At 41.8% G+C, this 21,042-nt stretch carries 19 protein-coding genes, 7 tRNA genes and 1 pseudogene; 21 read left to right on the top strand and 6 right to left on the bottom strand.

The genetic code is table 11. From position 1 onward, the window contains the following. The first annotated feature begins 43 nt into the window (after positions 1–43). The 8 genes from NI466_RS06125 to NI466_RS06090 all read left to right on the top strand — a co-directional run bounded on the left by NI466_RS06125 (position 44) and on the right by NI466_RS06090 (position 9,031). Positions 44–1,045: a quinone-dependent dihydroorotate dehydrogenase gene (locus NI466_RS06125; RefSeq protein WP_253173082.1), complete on the top strand. Its 1,002-nt coding sequence runs from the start codon at positions 44–46 to the stop codon at positions 1,043–1,045. Positions 1,046–1,050: 5 nt separating this feature from the next. Further along, positions 1,051–1,632: a CvpA family protein gene (locus NI466_RS06120; RefSeq protein ID WP_253173080.1), complete on the top strand. Its 582-nt coding sequence runs from the start codon at positions 1,051–1,053 to the stop codon at positions 1,630–1,632. A gap of 24 nt (positions 1,633–1,656) precedes the next feature. Continuing rightward, positions 1,657–3,192, top strand: coding sequence for an amidophosphoribosyltransferase (gene purF, locus NI466_RS06115; protein ID WP_253173078.1), 1,536 nt, complete (start codon positions 1,657–1,659; stop codon positions 3,190–3,192). Between the two features lie 89 nt (positions 3,193–3,281). Beyond that, positions 3,282–5,171, top strand: a complete 1,890-nt coding sequence (locus NI466_RS06110; RefSeq protein ID WP_253173077.1) for a M48 family metalloprotease — start codon at positions 3,282–3,284, stop codon at positions 5,169–5,171. 204 nt (positions 5,172–5,375) lie between these two features. Then, entirely contained in the window at positions 5,376–6,020 is a 645-nt protein-coding gene (locus NI466_RS06105; protein WP_253173075.1) for a hypothetical protein, read from the top strand. Between the two features lie 22 nt (positions 6,021–6,042). Then, entirely contained in the window at positions 6,043–7,008 is a 966-nt protein-coding gene (locus NI466_RS06100) for a 2-hydroxyacid dehydrogenase (RefSeq protein WP_253173073.1), read from the top strand. A 116-nt stretch (positions 7,009–7,124) separates the two neighbouring features. Further along, positions 7,125–8,567, top strand: a complete 1,443-nt coding sequence (locus NI466_RS06095; RefSeq protein WP_253173072.1) for a M48 family metalloprotease — start codon at positions 7,125–7,127, stop codon at positions 8,565–8,567. Between the two features lie 107 nt (positions 8,568–8,674). Beyond that, a complete protein-coding gene (locus tag NI466_RS06090) occupies positions 8,675–9,031 on the top strand; it encodes a hypothetical protein (RefSeq protein WP_224216354.1) in 357 nt (118 codons plus the stop codon). Positions 9,032–9,106: 75 nt separating this feature from the next. On the opposite strand, the gene NI466_RS06085 is transcribed toward NI466_RS06090, so the two are convergent. Together NI466_RS06085 and rpsU are read right to left on the bottom strand one after the other, a co-directional pair. Continuing rightward, entirely contained in the window at positions 9,107–9,553 is a 447-nt protein-coding gene (locus tag NI466_RS06085) for a GatB/YqeY domain-containing protein (protein WP_004280076.1), read from the bottom strand. A 33-nt stretch (positions 9,554–9,586) separates the two neighbouring features. Beyond that, positions 9,587–9,802 carry a 30S ribosomal protein S21 gene (gene rpsU / locus NI466_RS06080; RefSeq protein WP_001136722.1) on the bottom strand — a complete coding sequence of 72 codons (216 nt, stop codon included), beginning with the start codon at positions 9,800–9,802 and terminating at the stop codon, positions 9,587–9,589. 147 nt (positions 9,803–9,949) lie between these two features. Here rpsU and tsaD point away from each other — a divergent pair, with 147 nt between their 5' ends. The 3 genes and pseudogenes from tsaD to NI466_RS06065 all read left to right on the top strand — a co-directional run bounded on the left by tsaD (position 9,950) and on the right by NI466_RS06065 (position 13,666). Next, positions 9,950–10,966, top strand: a complete 1,017-nt coding sequence (gene tsaD / locus NI466_RS06075) for a tRNA (adenosine(37)-N6)-threonylcarbamoyltransferase complex transferase subunit TsaD (RefSeq protein ID WP_253173070.1) — start codon at positions 9,950–9,952, stop codon at positions 10,964–10,966. A 204-nt stretch (positions 10,967–11,170) separates the two neighbouring features. Continuing rightward, complete coding sequence (locus NI466_RS06070) at positions 11,171–12,130, top strand: sensor domain-containing diguanylate cyclase (RefSeq protein ID WP_253173069.1); 960 nt, start codon at positions 11,171–11,173, stop codon at positions 12,128–12,130. A 488-nt stretch (positions 12,131–12,618) separates the two neighbouring features. Continuing rightward, positions 12,619–13,666 (top strand): annotated as a pseudogene (locus tag NI466_RS06065) (hypothetical protein). 101 nt (positions 13,667–13,767) lie between these two features. On the opposite strand, the gene NI466_RS06060 reads toward NI466_RS06065, so the two are convergent. Beyond that, positions 13,768–14,181, bottom strand: coding sequence for a DUF6176 family protein (locus NI466_RS06060; protein ID WP_005251455.1), 414 nt, complete (start codon positions 14,179–14,181; stop codon positions 13,768–13,770). Continuing rightward, complete coding sequence (locus tag NI466_RS06055; protein ID WP_004280026.1) at positions 14,171–15,043, bottom strand: ATP-binding protein; 873 nt, start codon at positions 15,041–15,043, stop codon at positions 14,171–14,173. Before NI466_RS06055 ends, NI466_RS06060 begins: the two co-directional genes overlap by 11 nt. A gap of 188 nt (positions 15,044–15,231) precedes the next feature. On the opposite strand from NI466_RS06055, the gene NI466_RS06050 reads away from it, so the two are divergent. From NI466_RS06050 to NI466_RS06010, 9 genes are all read left to right on the top strand, one after another. After that, positions 15,232–16,743, top strand: a complete 1,512-nt coding sequence (locus NI466_RS06050) for a DUF3336 domain-containing protein (RefSeq protein ID WP_253173067.1) — start codon at positions 15,232–15,234, stop codon at positions 16,741–16,743. Continuing rightward, complete coding sequence (locus NI466_RS06045; RefSeq protein WP_253173065.1) at positions 16,730–17,551, top strand: protein kinase domain-containing protein; 822 nt, start codon at positions 16,730–16,732, stop codon at positions 17,549–17,551. The genes NI466_RS06050 and NI466_RS06045 overlap by 14 nt, the downstream gene beginning before the upstream one ends. Positions 17,552–17,658: 107 nt before the next feature. Then, positions 17,659–17,743 (top strand) — tRNA-Leu (locus NI466_RS06040). Positions 17,744–17,778: 35 nt separating this feature from the next. After that, a tRNA-Trp gene (locus NI466_RS06035) sits at positions 17,779–17,852 on the top strand. Positions 17,853–17,891: 39 nt separating this feature from the next. After that, positions 17,892–17,976, top strand: a tRNA-Leu gene (locus NI466_RS06030). Positions 17,977–18,353: 377 nt separating this feature from the next. Next, positions 18,354–18,439 (top strand) — tRNA-Leu (locus NI466_RS06025). A 371-nt stretch (positions 18,440–18,810) separates the two neighbouring features. Beyond that, positions 18,811–18,895: transfer RNA gene (locus NI466_RS06020), tRNA-Leu, on the top strand. 35 nt (positions 18,896–18,930) lie between these two features. Further along, positions 18,931–19,004 (top strand) — tRNA-Trp (locus NI466_RS06015). 39 nt (positions 19,005–19,043) lie between these two features. Further along, positions 19,044–19,128: transfer RNA gene (locus tag NI466_RS06010), tRNA-Leu, on the top strand. Between the two features lie 152 nt (positions 19,129–19,280). Here the strand turns inward: NI466_RS06010 and NI466_RS06005 are convergent. After that, on the bottom strand, positions 19,281–19,484 hold the full coding sequence (locus NI466_RS06005) for a hypothetical protein (protein ID WP_004280022.1): 204 nt from the start codon (positions 19,482–19,484) through the stop codon (positions 19,281–19,283). 433 nt (positions 19,485–19,917) lie between these two features. Between NI466_RS06005 and NI466_RS06000 the strand changes: the two genes are divergently transcribed. Continuing rightward, positions 19,918–20,190, top strand: a complete 273-nt coding sequence (locus NI466_RS06000) for a hypothetical protein (protein WP_005107282.1) — start codon at positions 19,918–19,920, stop codon at positions 20,188–20,190. A gap of 315 nt (positions 20,191–20,505) precedes the next feature. Here the strand turns inward: NI466_RS06000 and NI466_RS05995 are convergent, their stop codons facing one another. Further along, a complete protein-coding gene (locus NI466_RS05995) occupies positions 20,506–20,832 on the bottom strand; it encodes a YkvA family protein (RefSeq protein WP_253173064.1) in 327 nt (108 codons plus the stop codon). Positions 20,833–21,042: the final 210 nt, after the last annotated feature.

Genomic DNA, 21,042 nt, shown 5'->3' with positions numbered 1-21,042 from the left:
GCCTATAATATGCCGACTTAAAAAGCAGTAGACTTTTCTGGATATGTTGTATTCTCTAGCCCGCCCTTTGTTGTTTTCTTTAGCACCAGAGCGTGCACATGAGCTGACATTATCACTATTGAAATCATCCCATAAAATGGGCTTGATGCGTCAAAATGTTGCTGCGAAACCTGTGACCTGTATGGGAATCGAATTTCCCAATCCGGTAGGTCTTGCGGCAGGTTTGGACAAAAATGGTGCCTATATTGACGCCCTTGCCGGTCAAGGTTTTGGTTTTATTGAAATTGGTACCATTACCCCGAGACCGCAAGCCGGCAATCCTCATCCGCGTTTATTTCGTTTGCCACAGGTCAAAGCCATTATTAACCGTATGGGCTTTAACAATGATGGCGTGGATCAGCTGGTTGAAAATGTCAAAGCGGCCAAATTCAAAGGCATTCTCGGTATTAATATCGGTAAAAACGCTGATACTCCGGTAGAAAAAGCAGTAGATGATTACCTCATCTGTTTAGAAAAAGTCTATAATTATGCTTCTTATATTACCGTCAATATTTCTTCTCCCAATACCAAAAACCTGCGCAGCCTGCAAAGTGGTGATGCACTCACCGAACTGCTGGAAACATTGAAGAACCGTCAGCTTGAATTGGCTCAGGAATACCAGCATTATGTACCTTTGGTACTCAAAGTGGCGCCTGATCTGGATAACAGCGATATTGCCTTTATTGCCAAGCAGTTATTGCGGTTCAAGATTGATGGCCTGATCGTGACCAATACCACGCTGTCACGTGAAGGCGTAGAGGGTTTGGAGCATGCAGAGGAAGCGGGCGGTTTGTCTGGCGCGCCAGTATTTGAGAAAAGTACCGCATGTCTGGCTGCATTTGCTGCGGTATTAAAAGGACAAATCCCATTGATTGGTGTGGGTGGTATTCTTTCGGGTGCAGATGCTGCTGCCAAGAAACAGGCAGGTGCCAGCCTTGTACAAATTTATAGTGGCCTCATCTATACTGGCCCTAAACTTGTCAAAGATTGTGTAGACGCACTTTAAATCCTATGAATGCCATTGATATCTTTCTACTGATTATCTTGCTCATTGGAGGGCTCAACGGTTTGCGTCAAGGATTTATTAAAGCCTTTGCGAACTTAGTGGGATGGATATTTGCCCTGATTATTGCGGCAAAATATTCAACACTACTTGCGCCGTCTATGGTTGCTCTGAGTACAGATCCAGTCGTACAAAAGATTGCGGCCTTTGCTTTTATCGTCCTGCTAATTGTAGTTCTGACCTGGATCGTTACTGCACTGTTGAACCGTATTTTAAAGAGTCTCAAGCTGGGTCCTCTCAACCGTCTGGCAGGTGGTGTCTTTGGTAGCCTGAAAGGTCTGCTGATTGTCCTGATTACCATGCAGGGTATCGGCCCTTGGGTAGAGAGCTCACCGCACTGGAAACAGTCCAAGTTTATTCAAGCCTTATTGCCTTATGCGCCTTGGGCGACTCAAATGTCGAAAGAAGCCGCGAATGGCGCACTACAACATATCAAGTCTGAAGGGGCACCGAAACCTTCAGCTTCATCATCTGAAACATCGTCCAAGTCTGGAGCTTCAGATGAGTCTACAAATAATCCTTTTTATTAATCCTAGCTTGTCTGCGAGGTTGCTATGTGTGGAGTAGTTGGTATAGCTGGTAAATCACCCGTTAACCAAATGTTGTTTGATGCATTAACGATGTTACAACATCGTGGACAAGATGCAGCTGGGATCGTGACATGTGATGAAGGACGTTTATTCCTGCGCAAAGACAACGGCATGGTGCGTGATGTATTCCATACTCGTCATATGCGTGCTTTGAAAGGAAATTACGGTATTGGTCATGTGCGTTATCCAACAGCCGGTTCATCGAGCAGTGCTGAAGCACAGCCGTTTTATGTGAACTCACCGTACGGGATTACCTTAGCACATAATGGTAACCTGACCAATGCCGAAGAAATTCATGATGACCTGTTCAAAACTGACTTGCGTCATATGAACACTGATTCTGATTCAGAAGTCCTGTTAAACGTGTTTGCGCATGAACTGCAAAAACATGGCAAACTGGTACCGACGTCGGAAGATATTTTCCATGCGGTAATACGTGTGCATGAGCGTTGTAAAGGTGCTTATGGCGTGGTGGCGATGATTACCGGTCAGGGTCTGGTAGGCTTCCGTGATCCAAATGGTATTCGTCCATTGATCTACGGTTCGCGTGAAACTGAACAGGGTATGGAGTATATCATTGCTTCTGAGTCGGTTGCGATTACTGCGCTGGGCTTTAAAGTTGAGCGTGATATTTTGCCTGGTGAAGCGATATTTATTGATTTAGAAGGTAACTTCTTCACCAAGCAATGTGCAGTGAATGCTGAATACCGTCCTTGTATTTTTGAATATGTTTATTTTGCCCGTCCAGATGCCATCATTGATGGAATCTCGGTGTATAAAGCACGTTTAAAAATGGGTGAGAAGCTGGCGCAAAAGATTCTGCGCGAGTGGGGTGAAGAGCATGATATTGATGTGGTGATTCCGATTCCGGATACTTCACGTACTTCTGCATTGGAACTTGCCAATATGCTGGGTGTGAAATTTCGTGAAGGTTTCATGAAAAACCGTTACATTGGTCGTACCTTCATTATGCCTGGTCAGCAGCTGCGTAAAAAATCGGTACGTCAGAAACTGAACCCGGTTGAGCTTGAGTTTAAAGGTAAAAATGTACTGTTGGTGGATGACTCGATTGTCCGTGGTACAACCTGTAATGAAATTATCCAGATGGCTCGTGATTCTGGCGCGAAAAAAGTATTCTTTGCTTCTGCAGCACCGATGGTGAAATATCCAAACGTTTATGGTATTGATATGCCGGCGAAATCTGAGCTGATTGCATCGGAACGTAGCGTGGAAGAAATCCGTGAAATTATTGGTGCTGACCGTCTGATTTTTCAGGATCTGGAAGATTTGAAAGATGCGGTAAGAACCACCAAGGTGCCGGACGTCAAAGACTTTGATTGTTCAGTGTTTGATGGCATCTATGTTTCGGGTGGCATTGATGCGCAATATCTGGATGACCTACAGCAAAAACGTAGTGACAGTGCCATGAAAGAAAGCAATTATATTGATGTCAATATTGATGCAGCCTCAGTGGATTTGACTGGTGTACGCGAAGTCTAAGTAGTTAAAATCATCATGAAAAAGCGGGAATTTCCCGCTTTTTTGTTTTATGATGAGCCCATTGAAAATTATCATTTTAGGGTTCTGCATTGCGAAACGTAGGATACGATTTTATAAAAAACAAAAATATAGTACTACCTGTAAGTTTTTGCCTGATTGCAATTCTGTTGACTATTTTTATTATTAATACCGTTGTTGGTCTCTTTATTTTTTATACTGATCCTAGCCAGTCAATCTTCTGGCATGCGCTGAGTCCTTATCTGATTGCTTTGCTGTTATGTGCTATGATGATCTCGGTCATCTATGAATTCTATATTTTTCGGAATGGCGGTTATTCGCTGGCGAAGCAGCTAGGTGCGCGTCGGTTGAGTCCGATGGATAGTATTCCAGAAGAAAGTGCTGCGCTGCACATCAACCAGCAACTGGCAGAGACTTTTCTGATTGACGTTCCGGCGGTGTATGTGCTGCCCGATGAAGTTGGTGTTAATGCACTGACGGCAGGATTTAGTCCGCGGGATACCGCAATTATCCTGACTTGGGGTGCGATACAAACACTCGATAAAGTCGAGCTGTATGGCTTGCTCAGCCATGAATTCAATAAAATCCTCTCAGGTGAAGCTGCGGAAAATACCCGCCTGAAAATTCTGTATAGCAGTTTAACCACGTTTAGTCAGTATGGCAGTAAGATTGCCAAGTCCGGTTTTTATCGAGCGGGTAGTCCCCGTGAAAACAAGTTTGAAACTTTCTATGTTGCAGTCGGTGCGGTGATCTGGCTGATTGGTAGTTTGGGCGTATTGATTTCCCGTTTTATTAAATATATTTCACTGGGTGGTCGGACCTATAAAAATGATCGAAAGACCCGACGCCTGATTCAAAATGATGCCAATATTCAGACTTTACTCAGAATTCATGTGCATCATTCTGGATCCCAGATTTATAGTGAATATGCTGAATCCATTTCACATATGTGCTTTGCCAATTCCTTGAGCCCGCAAAACTGGTTGAATATTCATCCCAATATTAATCAACGGATTTATGAATTAAATCCTGCCTTGATTCAGGACTTACAGCTTGAAAACCTGAAAAAACTCAAGAATCAGCCTTTGTTTAGTTTATTCCGTTCTTTGGAAGAAGTGGTGCCTGAAACTGCAATGAGCTGGAGCTCGCCACAACCTTTGCCATTATTGCGGCTGTCTCCGATCAGTTTTGCGATTAAAGATGCGATCAAACCACTGAATCCGGAACTTCGGCTCAAGATGCCACGTCCGGAACTGATTGAGCGTGCATTACAAACGGCAACCGGTTCTCGTGAAGTGATGGTCGCCATTTTAATGATTCGTCAATATCGTGAATTTATTCCGACTGAGGCTGAAGTCAGCCGTGCCATTGTAGATTCATTGCTCAATCTGGACGGGCGGGTGCATATTTCGATTTTTCAGCAAGCCTGCAAGAATATTGGTGGCATGCCGACAACTGTAGCACGGCAGTTTTTGATGAAGCTGGCACGGATCATTCAGGAAGATGGCGAAATTGGCCTGTTGGATGCATTATTACTGGAATGTGTGAAATACGAACTTAATTTGCTTCCTGCACATACGCCTACCGCACTCGATGAGGTCAAGCCACAGATTGTACGTTTGATCGACGCCTTGCTGCATGTACAGCAGATTAATAGCGGCAACCAGCTTGAGGTTCGGGAGCGAATTTTAAACCGGATTCTGACCGCTCAGGAACTGGACTTATATAATGAAATTTCTGATGAGCCGATTGATCTAGCAGAAATCCTGAATGATATTGCGGGGCTGTTATTACGTGATCGCCTCAGTATTTTAGGTATTGCAGAGGCCTGTTTGTGGAGTGACCGTATCGTGACACAGGACGAGCTGGACGTGATGGAGCTGTTGTATTGGCGCTTGGGTTTCGAAGCTGAGCAAGTTGTTCAGCAAATGTTAAAGAAGAACAGTTTAACCATTTTATAGAAAATAAATGAGAACGCGCAGCTTTAGCCGGAATCTGTTATAACAGCAGGGATGGTTTAATTGTGTATTAAAAATACAGGTTTTAACATGCAGCTAAACTTTGTACTAGAATCCATCAGGATAAAAAAGAAAAGCTGAAAAAGTTCGGCAAAGCACAGGCAATCCGGCTAAAATGTTCAGCCTGAAATTGGTGATGATGAAAAGATGATTGGGCATCAGCGTGACATACTGGCAACATTAGGAATCGATCTCTGGATTCCTAGGGACAGCGCATGTCAGCCGCATCAGGTTTCGATCTGGCGTGATCAGGCTGCACCTGAATTTCACACCGATATCGTCTTGCCTCAGCCTGCTTCAGTAGAGGCGTTGGCTGATCTACCGATTCCTGCGCTAGAGCCAATTGTTACGCTTAAGGTTGATACACCACCTGCGGCACCAACTCACATTGTACCTGTTCAGGAACAGCGTGAAATCGTACAAATCCCGCCATTCAGTTTGCAGGCTTTAAGTCTGGCGCATTGCAGTATCTTGATTGATGCAACTGCAATGACCGAAGATACCCAGAATTTATGGGGCAATATCCAGCGTGCAGTCCCGGGAGAGTTTCATGAGCTGAACTGGCCATTTCCCTGGGCCAATGTTCAGGATGGACGTGGTGTAGAATCCTATATTCAGGGTTTTCTGGATGGAATGAGTGCAGAGAAAAATATTATTTTCCTCGGGCCTGTAGCGCATATATCAAATACGAAAATGATCCAGTTGGCACCTTTACAAGAAATGCTGGATCAGCCGATTCTAAAAAAACGTTTATGGCAGTTTATGCAAAATAGGACTGCCAGTCTGGAATAATCTTGCTGTGGAATAAAAATAGATGAAACAAAAAGTGGTTGTATTTAGTCAAATTGATACTGATATTCAAAACAAGCTGGAACAAAATTATCAGGTTAGTTATATACAACCGAAGCTAGGCGATGTGAATCAACAGCTTTTGCAGCAGGTTCAGGATGCTGATGGCATGATTGGCGCAGGGCGCTTGTTGAATCGCGATAGTCTGGCCAGTGCCACCCGGTTAAAAATTATCTCCAGTGTCAGTGTCGGTTATGACAACTATGAACTGGATTATTTAAATGAAAAGAAAATTTATCTCAGTCATACGCCGCATGTACTGACTGAAACCACTGCTGACCTGGCTTTCACTTTACTGATGTCAGCAGCACGCAAAGTGGCTTACCTGGATCAATGGACCAAGCAGGGACAATGGCAGCGTACCGTGGGCGAAGCACAATTTGGTATGGATATTTTTGGAAAAACCCTCGGAATTATTGGTCTCGGTCATATTGGAGCTGCAATCGCACGTCGTGGTTGTTACGGTTTTAATATGAATATTCTGTATCATAATCGTCGGGAAAAACCAGAACTTGCTCAAGGGTTGAATGCGAAATATTGCCAGCTTGAGGAACTGTTACAGCGTTCTGACTTTGTGGTCGTTGCAGTAGATTTGAATGCGGATTCTAAGGCGCTGATTGCGACAGCGGAATTGGCTAAAATGCAATCCCATGCAGTATTGGTCAATATTTCACGTGGCTCGGTCATTGATGAACAGGCATTAACTTCAGCTTTAAAAGCCAAGCAGGTTTTTGCTGCCGGTCTGGATGTGTATCAGAAAGAGCCGTTAAAGGAATCGGAATTATTCCAGTTGGATAATGTGGTTACATTGCCACATGTGGGTTCGGCCACTGCAGCCACCCGTAAAAAAATGGCAGAACTGGCTTATCAGAATCTTGTTGATGCCTTGGAAGGACGAGTACCCCGTTATGTGGTCAATCCGGAATTTTAAAACGCATCTGATTCGTCGTTTAAATGGTATTAAAAAATAACATTTTCTTGCGTCTCTGCTCATTGTTCAATGCTATATTCAAGACAGATTAGATTGGCAGGATTAGAGATTTTTCATTGAAACGATTGGCGCTGGCGTGTGGCTTAAGTCTGTGTATGGTGGCAGGGCACAGCTCTAACCATGATTTTAATCAAGTAAATGTACAATTTTCTGTGCCTGATATTGGTACAGGCGTCGGCTTACTCGATCAACAAAAAGAAAAAATGATCGGTGAAAAAGTCTATCGTGAAGTGCATAAACAAATGCCGGTCCTGCAAAATCCATGGCTTGAAGATCAGCTGCTTTCAGTATTTTCTCATATCCTGAGTCAGACTCAATTGCAACAGCCGATCGGTTTGCTGGTTATTAATGACCCGCAAATTAATGCCTTTGCTGTACCAGGTGGTCTTTTTGCACTTAATGCTGGTCTGATTAATTCAGCCCGAAACATGGATGAAGTGGCAGGAGTGATGGCGCATGAAATTGCACATGTCACACAACGTCATTACAGTCGCTCTCAGGATGCATTTAAAGGGCAAGGTTTACTGGCGCTAGCCGGAATTCTCGTCGGTGCTTTGGTCGCTTCTCAGGCAGATGGCGATGTCGGCACAGCGGTCATGATGGGTTCACAGGCAGCACTTCTGGATAAACAGCTCACTTATAGTCGTAATCAGGAACGTGAGGCAGACCGGATTGGTATGCAATATATGTATCGTTCCGGCTATAACCCGCATAGTATGGCAGATTTCTTTGAGGTCATGCATCGCTCGACCAGCCGATTAAGCTTTCTGCCGGATTTCTGGTTTACTCATCCGCTGACCACCGAGCGTATGAGTGAAGCGCGTTTACGTGCCAACCAGCTTCCTGCGGTGAAACGTAATCTCAATGATCAAGACTTTGAAATTATCAAGTGGTATAGCAGGGTGTTGTCTGGTCAGACCAATGCAGAGCAGCTTATCCTGATGGACCGGCAAAATAATTTTGCAGGCCAGCTTGCCTTAACTGCCTATCAAATACAGCAAAGTGATTTTCAGGCCGCGCAGGCTACTTTAGATCGAGCAAAAAAGCATAACCAGAAGCATCCTTTACAGGTTTTATTCCAGACTGATATTTATTTAGCCCAGAACCAGCTTGATGCAGCTTTGAAAAGTGTAGCGTCAGCAGCGCGGATCATGCCAGAGAATCGAGCGCTCAATTATAAATATGCAGAAGTGTTGATTCGTGCCAAGCAACCCGATAAAGCAAAAGTTTTAGTGCAGCGATTTTTAAATGCCAATTCACGTGATGTGAGTGGCTGGCGACTGATGCAAGTGGCTGCCAATGCAGAGCCAGATTCGCCGATCAAGGCTGCTAATGTACTGCGCTATCGTGCAGAAGTAGAATATTGGTCGGGATATGAAGAAACCGCGATCAAATCCTTATTACATGCCCAGCGTAGCGTGAAAAACAATCAATCTTTATCGTCCACCATTCGCCAGCGTCTGAAACAGATGCAGCAGGCACATCAATACAAGATTTAAGGTTGCACTGGGTTTTAAGTTTTTGTATCAGGATGATATAGCAAGAATATATTCAATCAGGCTACAATCTTTTTGAAAGATCAGCGTGAATCAAACTGAAGCATAATATGAAAAAAATACTATTGGGTATGTGTCTACTGGGGTGGAGTTATGGGATTTTTGCTGCGAGTGCAGTTGAATATATAGAAGCAATAGAGCGAATTAATGCAGATTATAAAAAGGAATCGCGTCAATTTTTAAGTGGGTTAAATCCGCAGCAACAGGGATTTAGTCCTGAGCAGAATGCAAAATTTTGTGGAATTGTAGGACGCTATGTTGATCGTTTATATCAGGCCGCTGACCAGAATCGTGCTTATCTGGATCGTCAGTTTCAAAATATGAGTAAACAGGATGTAATTGTAGAAGTGAAATCGTCTAAAGAGATGCAATTACTTAAGCGTTATCAGGTCGATTGTAATTTGTAATAAGAATACGTCAAGAACTGTCTTTGATGATTAAAGGCAGTTCAACGTTAAAGACAAGATGCTAGAAAGTAGGGATTAAGCAAGTTGCGCTTTGATTTTGGCGGAAACTTGTGCAGGATCGGCGCGCCCGGCTATGAGCGGACGCAGAGAATTCATCACCTTACCCATATCTTTCATGCTAGTAGCTTGTTGCGCTGCAATAGCTTGCGCAATCATGGAATCAAGTTCTTCCTCAGTCATAGCTTCTGGTAGAAACTGAGACAAAATCTCAATTTCGGCTTGTTCCTTACTAGCTAAATCATCTCGGCCAGCGCCTGCAAAGGCTTTAACCGATTCTTTACGTTGTTTAATTTGTTTTTCAATGACCGCAAGAACCTGAGCGTCGTCAAGTTCTTTGCGCTCATCGACTTCGATTTGCTTAATTGCTGCCTGTAGACTGCGAATGACCGTCAGCTTGGACATTTCTTTGGCACGCATTGTTGCTTTCAAAACATCCGTGATTTGGTCTTTTAAAGTCGTCATTATTTATTCCAGGCAATCAATCACAAATTAATCTTAGTAAAGGCGAGTCGTACGTACTGATTCACGCGCCAATTTCTTTTGGTAACGTTTAACAGCAGCAGCTTTTTTGCGCTTACGTTCTTGAGTTGGTTTCTCGTAGAATTCACGCTTACGTACGTCAGCAAGAACACCCGCTTTTTCGCATGAACGTTTGAAACGGCGGATAGCTACGTCTACTGGCTCGCCTTCTTTCAATTTAACTTGTGGCATGAAGAATCCTCATATCAGTTAGGGTAAGATCTCGGGCTGAATTGCCCTCAATCACAAGTGAAGGTCAGTATTTTACTCATTTACATCTCATACCACAAGTCTATAATAGTTGCTGCAATAGAATTGATACAGGTTATAGGCAGTTTAATGATCGTTTTAGGCTTGGAAACGTCGTGTGATGAAACAGGACTTGCGCTGTATGACAGCGAGTTGGGTTTGCGCGGACAGGTGCTTTATAGCCAGATTAAACTGCATGCAGAATATGGCGGTGTAGTTCCAGAGCTGGCGTCACGTGATCATGTGCGTAAACTGATTCCACTCATCAATGAGCTGCTGGAACAGAGCGGCGTGAAAAAATCAGAGATTGATGCAGTGGCTTATACGCGCGGACCGGGTCTGATGGGTGCACTCATGACAGGTGCATTGTTTGGTCGTACTTTGGCCTTTGCATTGAATAAACCCGCAATTGGTGTGCATCATATGGAAGGTCATATGCTGGCACCTTTGTTGTCAGAAACTCCACCTGAGTTTCCATTTGTTGCATTGTTGGTATCAGGTGGGCATTCACAACTTATGGCAGCTTATGGCATTGGCCAGTATGAACTCTTGGGTGAATCTATTGATGATGCGGCAGGCGAAGCCTTTGATAAAGTCGCGAAGATGATGGGTCTGCCGTATCCAGGTGGTCCAAATATCTCCAAACTGGCGGAGCAGGGTGACCCGAATGCCTTTGCATTCCCGCGTCCAATGCTGCATCAAGGCCTAGAATTTTCATTCAGTGGTTTAAAAACAGCTGTTTCTGTACAGATGAAAAAACTTGGTGATGAAAACCGCGATGCCGATATCGCTGCCAGTTTTCAGGAAGCCATTGTCGATACTCTGGTGAAAAAGTCGGTGAAAGCACTGAAGCAAACGGAGCTTAAACGCCTGGTGATTGCGGGCGGTGTTAGTGCCAACAAGCGTTTACGTGAGCGTTTAGAAGCAGATTTAGCCAAGATTCGTGCATCTGTTTATTATGCTGAACCTGCACTCTGTACAGACAATGGTGCCATGATTGCTTTTGCGGGCTATCAGCGTCTCAAAGCAGGACAGCATGATGGCTTGGCTGTGACGACAACTCCACGTTGGCCAATGACGGAACTGACTAATCCGACAGAGGCATAGGTTTCAGGCTTGAAGAAAAGAGGCTTAGGCCTCTTTTTTATTGTGAATTTTTAAATGAAAACTTATAGCAACGGTATGTTGTAAATATATAGTTTTATAGCTGTATTTAGAGCTTGTATATTCTATTGAAACCGGAAAAATAGTTTAATAGCTTAAGTTTATATCATGCATATTTTTACAGGTTTGTAGCAGAGGCAATCTCGGATGGAAAATATAAATTTCAAAAGTTTTCAGGATGCTGGAGAGGCAGTATTAAAGTTTCTGCATCAGCATTTTGGCTTTGATTTATGGATGATTACCCGGGTAGAAGGCCAAGACTGGATTGTGCTGCAAAGTGAAGACCATGGTTATGATATACGACCCGGCCAAGTGTTTCAGTGGGCTGATTCTTTTTGTTCTCATATGGTCGCAGGTAAGGCCCCGAGAATTGCACCTCGCTCTGAAGAAATTCCTTTATATGCCACAGCGCCGATTAATCAGCAGGTCTGTATAAAATCTTATATTGGTCAGCCACTCCTTAAAGAAGATGGTAGTTTGTTTGGAACGCTCTGTGCGATTGATCCAGAAACCAAATCGGAAGCTATTGTGCAAGATATGCAACTGGTCGAGTTGTTGGGACAATTGCTCAGTTCGATCTTGCAGGCAGAATTACGTCAGAGTGAGCAGATAAGACAGCATGAATTATTGCAGGAAGAAGCCAGTAAAGATGAATTGACCGGGCTCTATAATCGCCGTGCCTGGGAAAAACTGCTGCGAGCAGAAGAAGAGCGTTGTAAGCAATATGGTCATCCCGCCGCTGTATTATTTATTGACCTGAATGACCTAAAAAAGGTGAATGATAGTTTGGGTCATGATGAAGGTGACAAGCTGATTCAAAACGCGGCTCAAGTATTGCGAGATAACGTACGAATCAATGATATTGTTGCCCGTTTAGGTGGCGATGAGTTTGTGATTCTTAGCGTAGAAAATGATGAAACAGGTGCTGAAAGTTTAGTGGGTCGTTTAATTAATGCCTTTGCAGCAGCAAACATTGGCGCAGCGATTGGTATGGCGATGCGTCATCCGAGTCAGGGTTTATTTGCAGCGCTCGCACAAGCGGATCAGAACATGTTTGAATATAAGCGTCGGAAAAAATTCAGTGAATCCGTGACCAATCTAAAATAATCGACGCTTTAAATCTTCTGTAAATAATTAAGTATTTCATATCATAAAAATGATCATTTTATATGCTCTAAAGTCATCCTATCTTTTAATATTTTCTTTCATAGCCATGTATGAAAGTTGAGCATGATTCTCCATAAAAAGAAAATTCAATCCGTCTTTAACTTAACCATTACAAATTTTATAAGCTTTGTTGCAAAGTTAATCGATCTAATTAAATGCGCTTTAAGTGTGTTGAAAAGTGACTCTGGTAAGGAACAAGATTCAAATAAGCAATTCATTTCTTATGATAATTGTTGTTTGAAATATACATTAAAATTACAGAACCAAAAAATTCTTTGTTTAAAGATAAAGCGCTATCGAAGGATAAAGCTGGCTGCCAAGAAAAAACATTACCGGCAGAAATAGCATTTGAGCTGTTCAGTTTCGAGAAGGCCAATCTTTAGTGATCACCAAATAAAAATGCAAAGAAATTTTAGGGAATAAATTTTATGAAAAAGCAGATTTCTATCTTTGGACTTGCTCTTGTTTCGGGTTTAATGAGTGCCTGTGGCGGTGGTGGGGGGAAGTAGCTCAGACAGTCCTACTGTCACTACACCTCCAAATGTTCCTAAGGAAAGTATTTCCCCTGAGCTTTCAGAGGAGTTTGTCCCGTTTGAAGATCAGGATATTGTAAAGAAAATTCGCGATAAAATTTCCGGAAATACCAGTAATGATACCGACTATAATGTTGCTCTAGGTCACATGATTGGAGAAGTATTCGCAGATTATCCTTATGGGCGTACTGCACGTATTATCAAAATTTATAATTTGGGCATCAATAGTATTAAATATCCAAATCTGATCTGTTCGGAAGTCAATACCATTGGTTCGGTCAAAACCCTGAAATTAAAAACAGATAAAGATAACTGTATTATTCTGGATAAAACTTACCGTAAAGGCTCAAACATTACTCAGACGGTGAATGGTGACACGACGACTTTAAGCTTTAGCAATGTCCGTTATGGTTCAAATGTAGATTTTAATCTCAAGGACGACTACCTGATTTCTGGCACAATTGTGCATCGTAAAACCAAAAATAACATGGGGCAATCCGAATCTTATCAAATCGATCAGTTGGAATTCCAGCGTATCGCCGAGACCGGTCAGGCAGGTACTTCTGGAATCGCGTTTGATACAAAGAGCAAAGAATATCTGCAGGTGCGTAATTATAATTACAGCTTGGTCGATGATTATGGCAGTGGCAGTAATGGGATTCGTACCTTAACCAGTCGTGGTACGATTATCGGTCAGCCTGATCTGGCAGATTATCGTTACAGTTTTGATTTTAATACCACGACACCATTTAAAATGGATGAAACCGTATTAAATAACTATAAGCATTTACCAAAAGAGGGTGTGCTTAGAATTGATGACAGTTATGATCAGGTGATTGAAGTCAAACAGAACCAGCCTGAATCATTGAAGGTTACTGTTTATTTCAATGGCAGTGAAATTGATGACCTGCTGTGGTCTACCATTATCGGGGATAAACAATAATTCGAGATGTCAAAAAAGCCCTGTATTTCCAGGGCTTTTTTTATTATTGATTGGGGAGAAGTCTTTATTACAAAACTATTTTGAATAGCCGTGCTAATAAATCAGGTAACTGTAGCATCCAATAACAATTCGGCGGGATAAACCGCTTGCCATGAAGTTTTAAACTGTTTATGCACTTGGTCAATTGGGAAAGTACTGAGTTTTGCAATATTTTGCGCTTTTTGAATATTGTCGGCGCGCATATATGCAATCAAATAGTCCTGACCATGAAGTTGCAGATAAAACCAGGACTCGACATGAACCTGTTCAGCCTTAAGCGTTTCAATTACTTCGTCTTGACGTGCTTTCAAAGTACGCTGCCAGTCATGAACTTGCTGCATGTGTAAGGGCTTAAGTTGAATGAGAACTGCGCCGACATCCATAATTTTAATTTTCTTTTGAATATCATCATTATATAAATGATTTATATGAAAAAAGCGACCTGAGCCGGTCGCTTTTAAGTTGTTAAGAGGCATTTAGTTGGGTTGAACCAATCCAGTGCTTGGAAAACTGATAGGCAGCACGTCCTGAACGTTGACCGCGTGCCTGACACCAGCGTAGGGCTTCAGCACGGGTTTCTGGCGTGAGTTCCATGCCTGCCTTTTTGAGGTAATGTTCGACAATTTCCAAATACAGGTTCTGATCCATTGGATAGAAAGACAGCCATAAACCAAAGCGGTCAGACAGTGAAATTTTTTCTTCAATCGCTTCCTGAGGATGTAATTCAGTATATTGCGGCACATCAACTCGGGTAACGGGCGTATTTTCATGCATGAATTCGGGTAATAAATGACGACGGTTACTGGTCGCATAAATCACAAAATTGCTGGAACCGGACTGTAAAGAACCATCCAGAACACTCTTTAAACTGCGATAATTTTCATCTTCGGCATTAAAGGCCAGATCATCACAGTAGACAATGAACTTCTCTGGACGCTCTGCAATGAGTTGCTGAATTTGAGGCAGATCGGATAAATCATCCCGTTCGATTTCAATTAATCGTAACCCTTGATCTGCATACTCGGTGAGTAGGGCACGAACAATGGAGGATTTACCCGTACCGCGTGAACCGGTCAGTAAGACATCATTGGCAGGTAAGCCGTTTAAAAACTGCAACGTGTTCTGGATGACTTTTTCTTTTTGTCGCTCAATCCCTTTTAAATCGGCCAGTTCCATCTGTCTAAGCTGATGAATAGGTTTGAGTTCACCATGTTGCCATTTATAGGCATGAGCAGAAAAATCAGGAATTTGTTTTAGTTCGGGCAGACTTTGCTGAAGTTGCTGCAGAACAGTCGAAAGGGCATTTAAAATATGGTCAGGTAACTCAATTTTCGCCATGATTTAACATTACAGATTTAAAATTATGGCTAAGATAGTACCATTGCAAAATTCACAGTCAAAGCCAGAAAAGTATGATAATTTGCTTAAAGTAGAGAATTTTCGTTATTGTAGAGGATAGAAAATTTGTACACATTTTCTGGCTCTGGGTACGAGCTGTATCAAGAATAAATATAGGGAAAAGGCAGATGCTGTTTAAAGATTTTACTCAGGATATTAATCCACATCAGGCCTATCGTATTAAAAAGCTCAAGCAGCAGCTGCAACAGGCTGAGTCCTATGAGGAATGGAAATATATTGCCCTGAAAATAGATGAAGAATCAGGTGCACAGGAATGGAAATTTGATAACAGTTCACCCTACTTTGATGCAGAAGTGATCGCACATCGTCTGGGTAAATTACGACGCTATCGACAACAAAAGCGCACCCGTGACCTGATGTATATTTTGCGCGAAGGCCTGAGCTACGATATTGCCAACATTGCCCATCCTCTACTGTTTACCGAAGCCTATGTGGGCACTAAAAGAATTATTGAAGATTATGTCGAAGAAGTCAGCCAAGGCTTAGCCTATATTGCTTCAATAGACTGTACCTGTCTCAGTATGGAAGAAAAAATCGAATATTTTCAGCATTGTCAGCGCGCCTATGGCCAGCCAGCCCTGATGTTTTCCGGTGGTTCGACGCTGGGTCTGTTTCATACTGGTGTATGCAAAGCCTTAATGAAGCAGGACTTGTTGCCGAAGGTAATGTCCGGTTCAAGTGCGGGTGCCATCATGACCGCCATGTTAGGTGTATCCAAACCTTCGCAATATATTGATATTTTGAAAGGCCATAATTTCTTTCATGAGGCTTTTCATTTCCGCACCATGAGTGAATTGATGAAAGGTAATGGTGGTCTGGCGGATGTAAAATATCTAAAAAAATTTCTGGTCGAAAATCTGGGTGATCTGACCTTCGAAGAAGCACTCAAAACCTCAGGTCTGCATATCAATATTGCGGTTGCACCTTATGATGCTGGACAGGATGCACGCATTTTAAATGCCTATACTTCTCCGGATTTGCTGGTCTGGAGTGCGGTACTGGCGTCTTGTGCGGTGCCGGTTCTGTTTCCACCGGTTCGTTTGACCAGTAAGCGCTATGATGGTCAATATACGCCTTATATGGGTTCAACCCGCTGGGTGGATGGCAGCGTGCGCAGTGATTTTCCGCAGGAGAAAATGGCACGCCTGTATAATATTAATTATACCATTGCCAGTCAGACCAACCCGCATATCGTGCCATTCATGCAGGATGATATTTCACGTTTCCGTAAAGGTACCTTGAGCTGGCCGCAACGGATTGTTCGCCGTCAGGGCGCGGTGATTACCAAAGGCATGATGGATTTTGCCAGAGAGCATGCCGGAAGCTTACCTCCTGTACGCCGTCTGCTGGATCATGGCTATGGTGTAGTTGACCAGCGTTATTATGGTGATGTGAATATTGTCGGTAAATATAGCCTGCGCCACTATAGCTATATGTTGCAGAATCCACGGCCGTATCTGTTTAAAATTTTACAGCGTGAAGGCGAGCGTGCCACATGGCCGAAAATTTCCCTCATTGAGACTCAGGAACGGGTCGGGAAAACTATTCAGCATTGTCTGGAGCTGCTAAATTATCAGCATACACTTAATCCAATACCTGAATACATTGCCACGACTTAATTTAGATCATCTCGATATTTCTGATTTTGAACTACGAACCAAAGCCCGTAGTCTGGGTTTTGGTCGGCGTCTTTATTATGCCAAGGGAAATGCGCTCTGGCTAAAAACCCAGATATCGCATAGATCTGATAGTTTAATATCATCTCCACATGCTGAACTAGGCTGGCAACATGAGCTGGATTTTTATCAGGCTCATGCCAGCTCAAGTGATCTAAATTTTTTCCTTCCACATCAAATTATTCAACAGCCTTTTAAGATCAATCATGAACAATTTGAGCAGGCCTTAATTCTGGTCGATGCGCCGGCGCATTTTCAGATCATGCCGCATCAGCAATCCATCACGCAAATTCGGCAACATTTGCTGCAAGCTGTGGAGCCTTTAATCTGCCTGCAAGAATTGGGTTATTTGCATGCCGATTTAAAGCAGGAACATTTTGTAAATAATCAGGGCAGGGTCTACCTGCTTGATTTTGAGCATGTCCAGACACTCTATCAGAATGAGCTGTATGAACTGAATGCCACACCGCGTTATATGGCACCTGAACTGTTTCAAGGCCAAGCCAAAAGCTTACAAAGTGAAGTTTATGCTTTGGGTGTTATTTTTTATGAGTGGTTGAGTAGTCAACGTTTACAGGCGACTGATTATCTGGATTGGGCTTTTTTGCATTGTCAGCGCCTGAAGATTGAGTTACCAGAACACATCCAAACTTTTCAAGGTTTATTAGAAGAGATGTTACGTAAGCAGAAACAGCATAGATTGGCCGATTTTAAAACTGTTAAAGACTACTTAATGACTGAAATTGAATGAGAAAAATACAATAAAACTCGGATTGTTTCTTATTTAATCAAACGAGTGTTTTTTTATGATAAACGGCTTGTCAGCTGGAAATGATCTCTATAATATACACAGCCATTGGGGACGTGGCGAAATTGGTAGACGCACTGGATTTAGGTTCCAGCGCCGCGAGGTGTGAGAGTTCGAGTCTCTCCGTCCCCACCAATCGATATTTGGGTAACTGGATATTGGGTGGAAGTAGAGGATTGGTGTAATGGTAGCATGACGGTCTCCAAAACCGTTCGTCAAGGTTCGAATCCTTGATCCTCTGCCAAAGTTTGAAAGAAATCCAACGCTAAGTTGGTACCCTGATGGGGACGTGGCGAAATTGGTAGACGCACTGGATTTAGGTTCCAGCGCCGCGAGGTGTGAGAGTTCGAGTCTCTCCGTCCCCACCATCATATTAAAGCAAGGCAAATGCCTTGCTTTTTTATTGCCTGAAATTTGAGGGCGGTTTTTTTAGTATCAGATTTTTGCTGTCAAGATTGATGAACATCAATGCGTTCTGGGCTTAAATTATCTAGCGAATGATTGCAAGGGCAGGGCTTTAGTAAATTTCATTGTATTGCTGCAATAATTCATGCGATCTGTATATTCAATAATTTAAATGTTATATGGATCAGTCCCATGGTGTCTAACAATTTTATATATTGGTCTAAATAGAGCAGTATTTGCTCAATAGGGAATTAACTGATTAATTTTTGATATAAAAGTATTTAGCTTTTTATAGAACTACTTGTGAATCAGGTCTGATCGCTATAATATACACAGCCATGGGGATATGGCGGAATTGGTAGACGCACTGTGTTCAGGTCGCAGCGCCTTCTGGGCGTGAGAGTTCGAGTCTCTCTATCCCCACCATCATATTAAAGCAAGGCGAGTGCCTTGCTTTTTTATTGCCTGAAATTTGGCAAAGCCGTTGTATTTATGCTGTGTTGTATTCTGATTCCATGCACTGCTTCAAAAATAATTTATGAATAATAGTTTCAGTATTTTGAATGCTCATGTTGATCAAGATTAGAAATTTATTTGAGTTTTAATTTGAAATGTTGGAATTGAATCGAAATGATTAAAAATAACGAATGGGCAGTCATATCTTCAAATCAATCAAATTTTCGACATAAATTTTATAAAAAATTAAACTAACTGTTTATTTTATAGCGGAATAGATTGTGATTGCTTGTAAAATCGCTTGTCAATGCCGGTCTATCTCTATAATATACACAGCCATTGGGGACGTGGCGAAATTGGTAGACGCACTGGATTTAGGTTCCAGCGCCGCGAGGTGTGAGAGTTCGAGTCTCTCCGTCCCCACCAATCGATATTTGGGTAACTGGATATTGGGTGGAAGTAGAGGATTGGTGTAATGGTAGCATGACGGTCTCCAAAACCGTTCGTCAAGGTTCGAATCCTTGATCCTCTGCCAAAGTTTGAAAGAAATCCAACGCTAAGTTGGTACCCTGATGGGGACGTGGCGAAATTGGTAGACGCACTGGATTTAGGTTCCAGCGCCGCGAGGTGTGAGAGTTCGAGTCTCTCCGTCCCCACCATCATATTAAAGCAAGGCAAATGCCTTGCTTTTTTATTGCCTCAAATTTACTAAACAAAGAAAAGCCCATCGAAATGGGCTGAATAACTGGAGAATAGCGCTGTTGAATCAGTGGAAAGATTAATTTATTTTTCTTCTCTTAAATAGAAGCAATCAGGCTTTTAAATGATCTTCAAATTCCTCGCCTAACTGTAGTGCCAGAGCATTACCTGCCAGATCACAGGTCACCAGGCCATATTCTTTCTTGAAGCTGAAACTGAAACCACGATCATCCGCCAGGGTGCGTACCGAATATCCTAATTTTTCTAACCATAGTCGAAATGCAATCAAATTTTTCGCTTTAACCACTTTTTTCACGAGATCACTCCTTCATCATTGTTAAATCTTAAATAAGGGTGAAAAATTATCTTTTAAAGGGCAAATGCCTTTATTTAAATTAATTTAAATGAATTTGTGTATATAGTGAACATCGGTTGATTAAGAAAAAATCAATTTAAACGTTAAGTAAATGATTTTTATCATATTGAATAGGTTGTAACTAAATATTAAGTTTTTATAAGCTATAAATTTGGATAATTAATTTTCTAATTCAATAGCTTATTAGTGAAACAGGTTATTTCCTAATTTTATCAATCGTATGAAATAGAAAATTTCAGATCTAGAATGAGAAAATTAAAATCCAATCGACTTATTTATTAAAAGAATACCGGCTGCTGGTTTTCTGATCTTCAGCTCGATTTGCATGCTTTATACTGTCTGAAATGTAATTCTCAAACTGAATACCCGCACCATGACTGAATTAACCATTGAAGACTATGTGAATCAGCAAATTGAATTAATGCAGCAGCAGGGACTTGATCCGGTTGCTGTGATGTTGGGACATGAAGACTGGTTGAGCTTTAGTATTCAGTCGAAAGTGGCCTATACGCCTTTCGGCAGTGCCCGTCGTTATCAGCCTGCTTTAGGTGGCTTGCTACTGGTACGTATTGATGAAATGCAGGCGGTGCGTGTCGTGACTCAAGGTGAACTGGATACTTATGCACAAAGTAACCAGATTCTTTAACATTGCTTCATGCGATACATACGTTTTCAGTTTTAGTGAATAGAATCCAAGAAACTAGTTACTGCTATCCTACATATCATCATTCGGGATCGACATGGCCAATGTCACTTTTAAAGTTGAACGACAGAACTAATGTCATGCTCTGAAAGCAGACATTTTATTTCTATTTTGGTTTACAGTTTAATTTTGAATAATGCCCATTATATTAAATGGGTGCAAATGAGAGAGGGTATCTAAATCTCACTTGTTAAAAATAGACAGTATAGACAGTGAATCGTTCATGAAGTACATGGTTAAATATCCCAATATTACAAGTCATACCAGGATAATAATTCCTGCTGCCCAACGGTTTATAGGCCTTTCAATTAAGGTTTCTCCAAGAATTCTACAATCATCTACAATGTTTTGTGGGGTAAGCTTGATAACTAATAAAATACCTAAAGGTACAATAATAATATCGTCTAAATACCCAAGTACGGGAATAAAATCTGGAATTAAATCAATTGGTGAGAAGGCATAAGCAGCAATAATTAAAGCTAAAAACTTTACAGAATTGGGCGTTCGCTTGTCTTTTGCAATAAGCCAAACAACCAAGATGTCTTTTTTAATTGATTTAGCCCATTGCTTGATTCTTTGATACATAGCAAATATTAAAAGAACTATAGAGATTTAATCATAAGAGAGTTTTCTTAAAACAGTATAGATTTTTATTATCCTATTACGATTTTCTAAAATTAACATAATACGCGTTATACGAAATGCTATTTTTTATTTTATACAAATTATATGTTTAGCGTATAAGTGAAAGCCCAATTCAAGTAAATTGGGCTTTTTTATTCACTTGTTAGGTTC

This window comes from Acinetobacter lwoffii (genome assembly GCF_024129595.1).
GTDB classification, from domain to species: Bacteria; Pseudomonadota; Gammaproteobacteria; order Pseudomonadales; family Moraxellaceae; genus Acinetobacter; species Acinetobacter lwoffii_O.
This window is presented reverse-complemented; position numbering and strand designations above follow the sequence as displayed.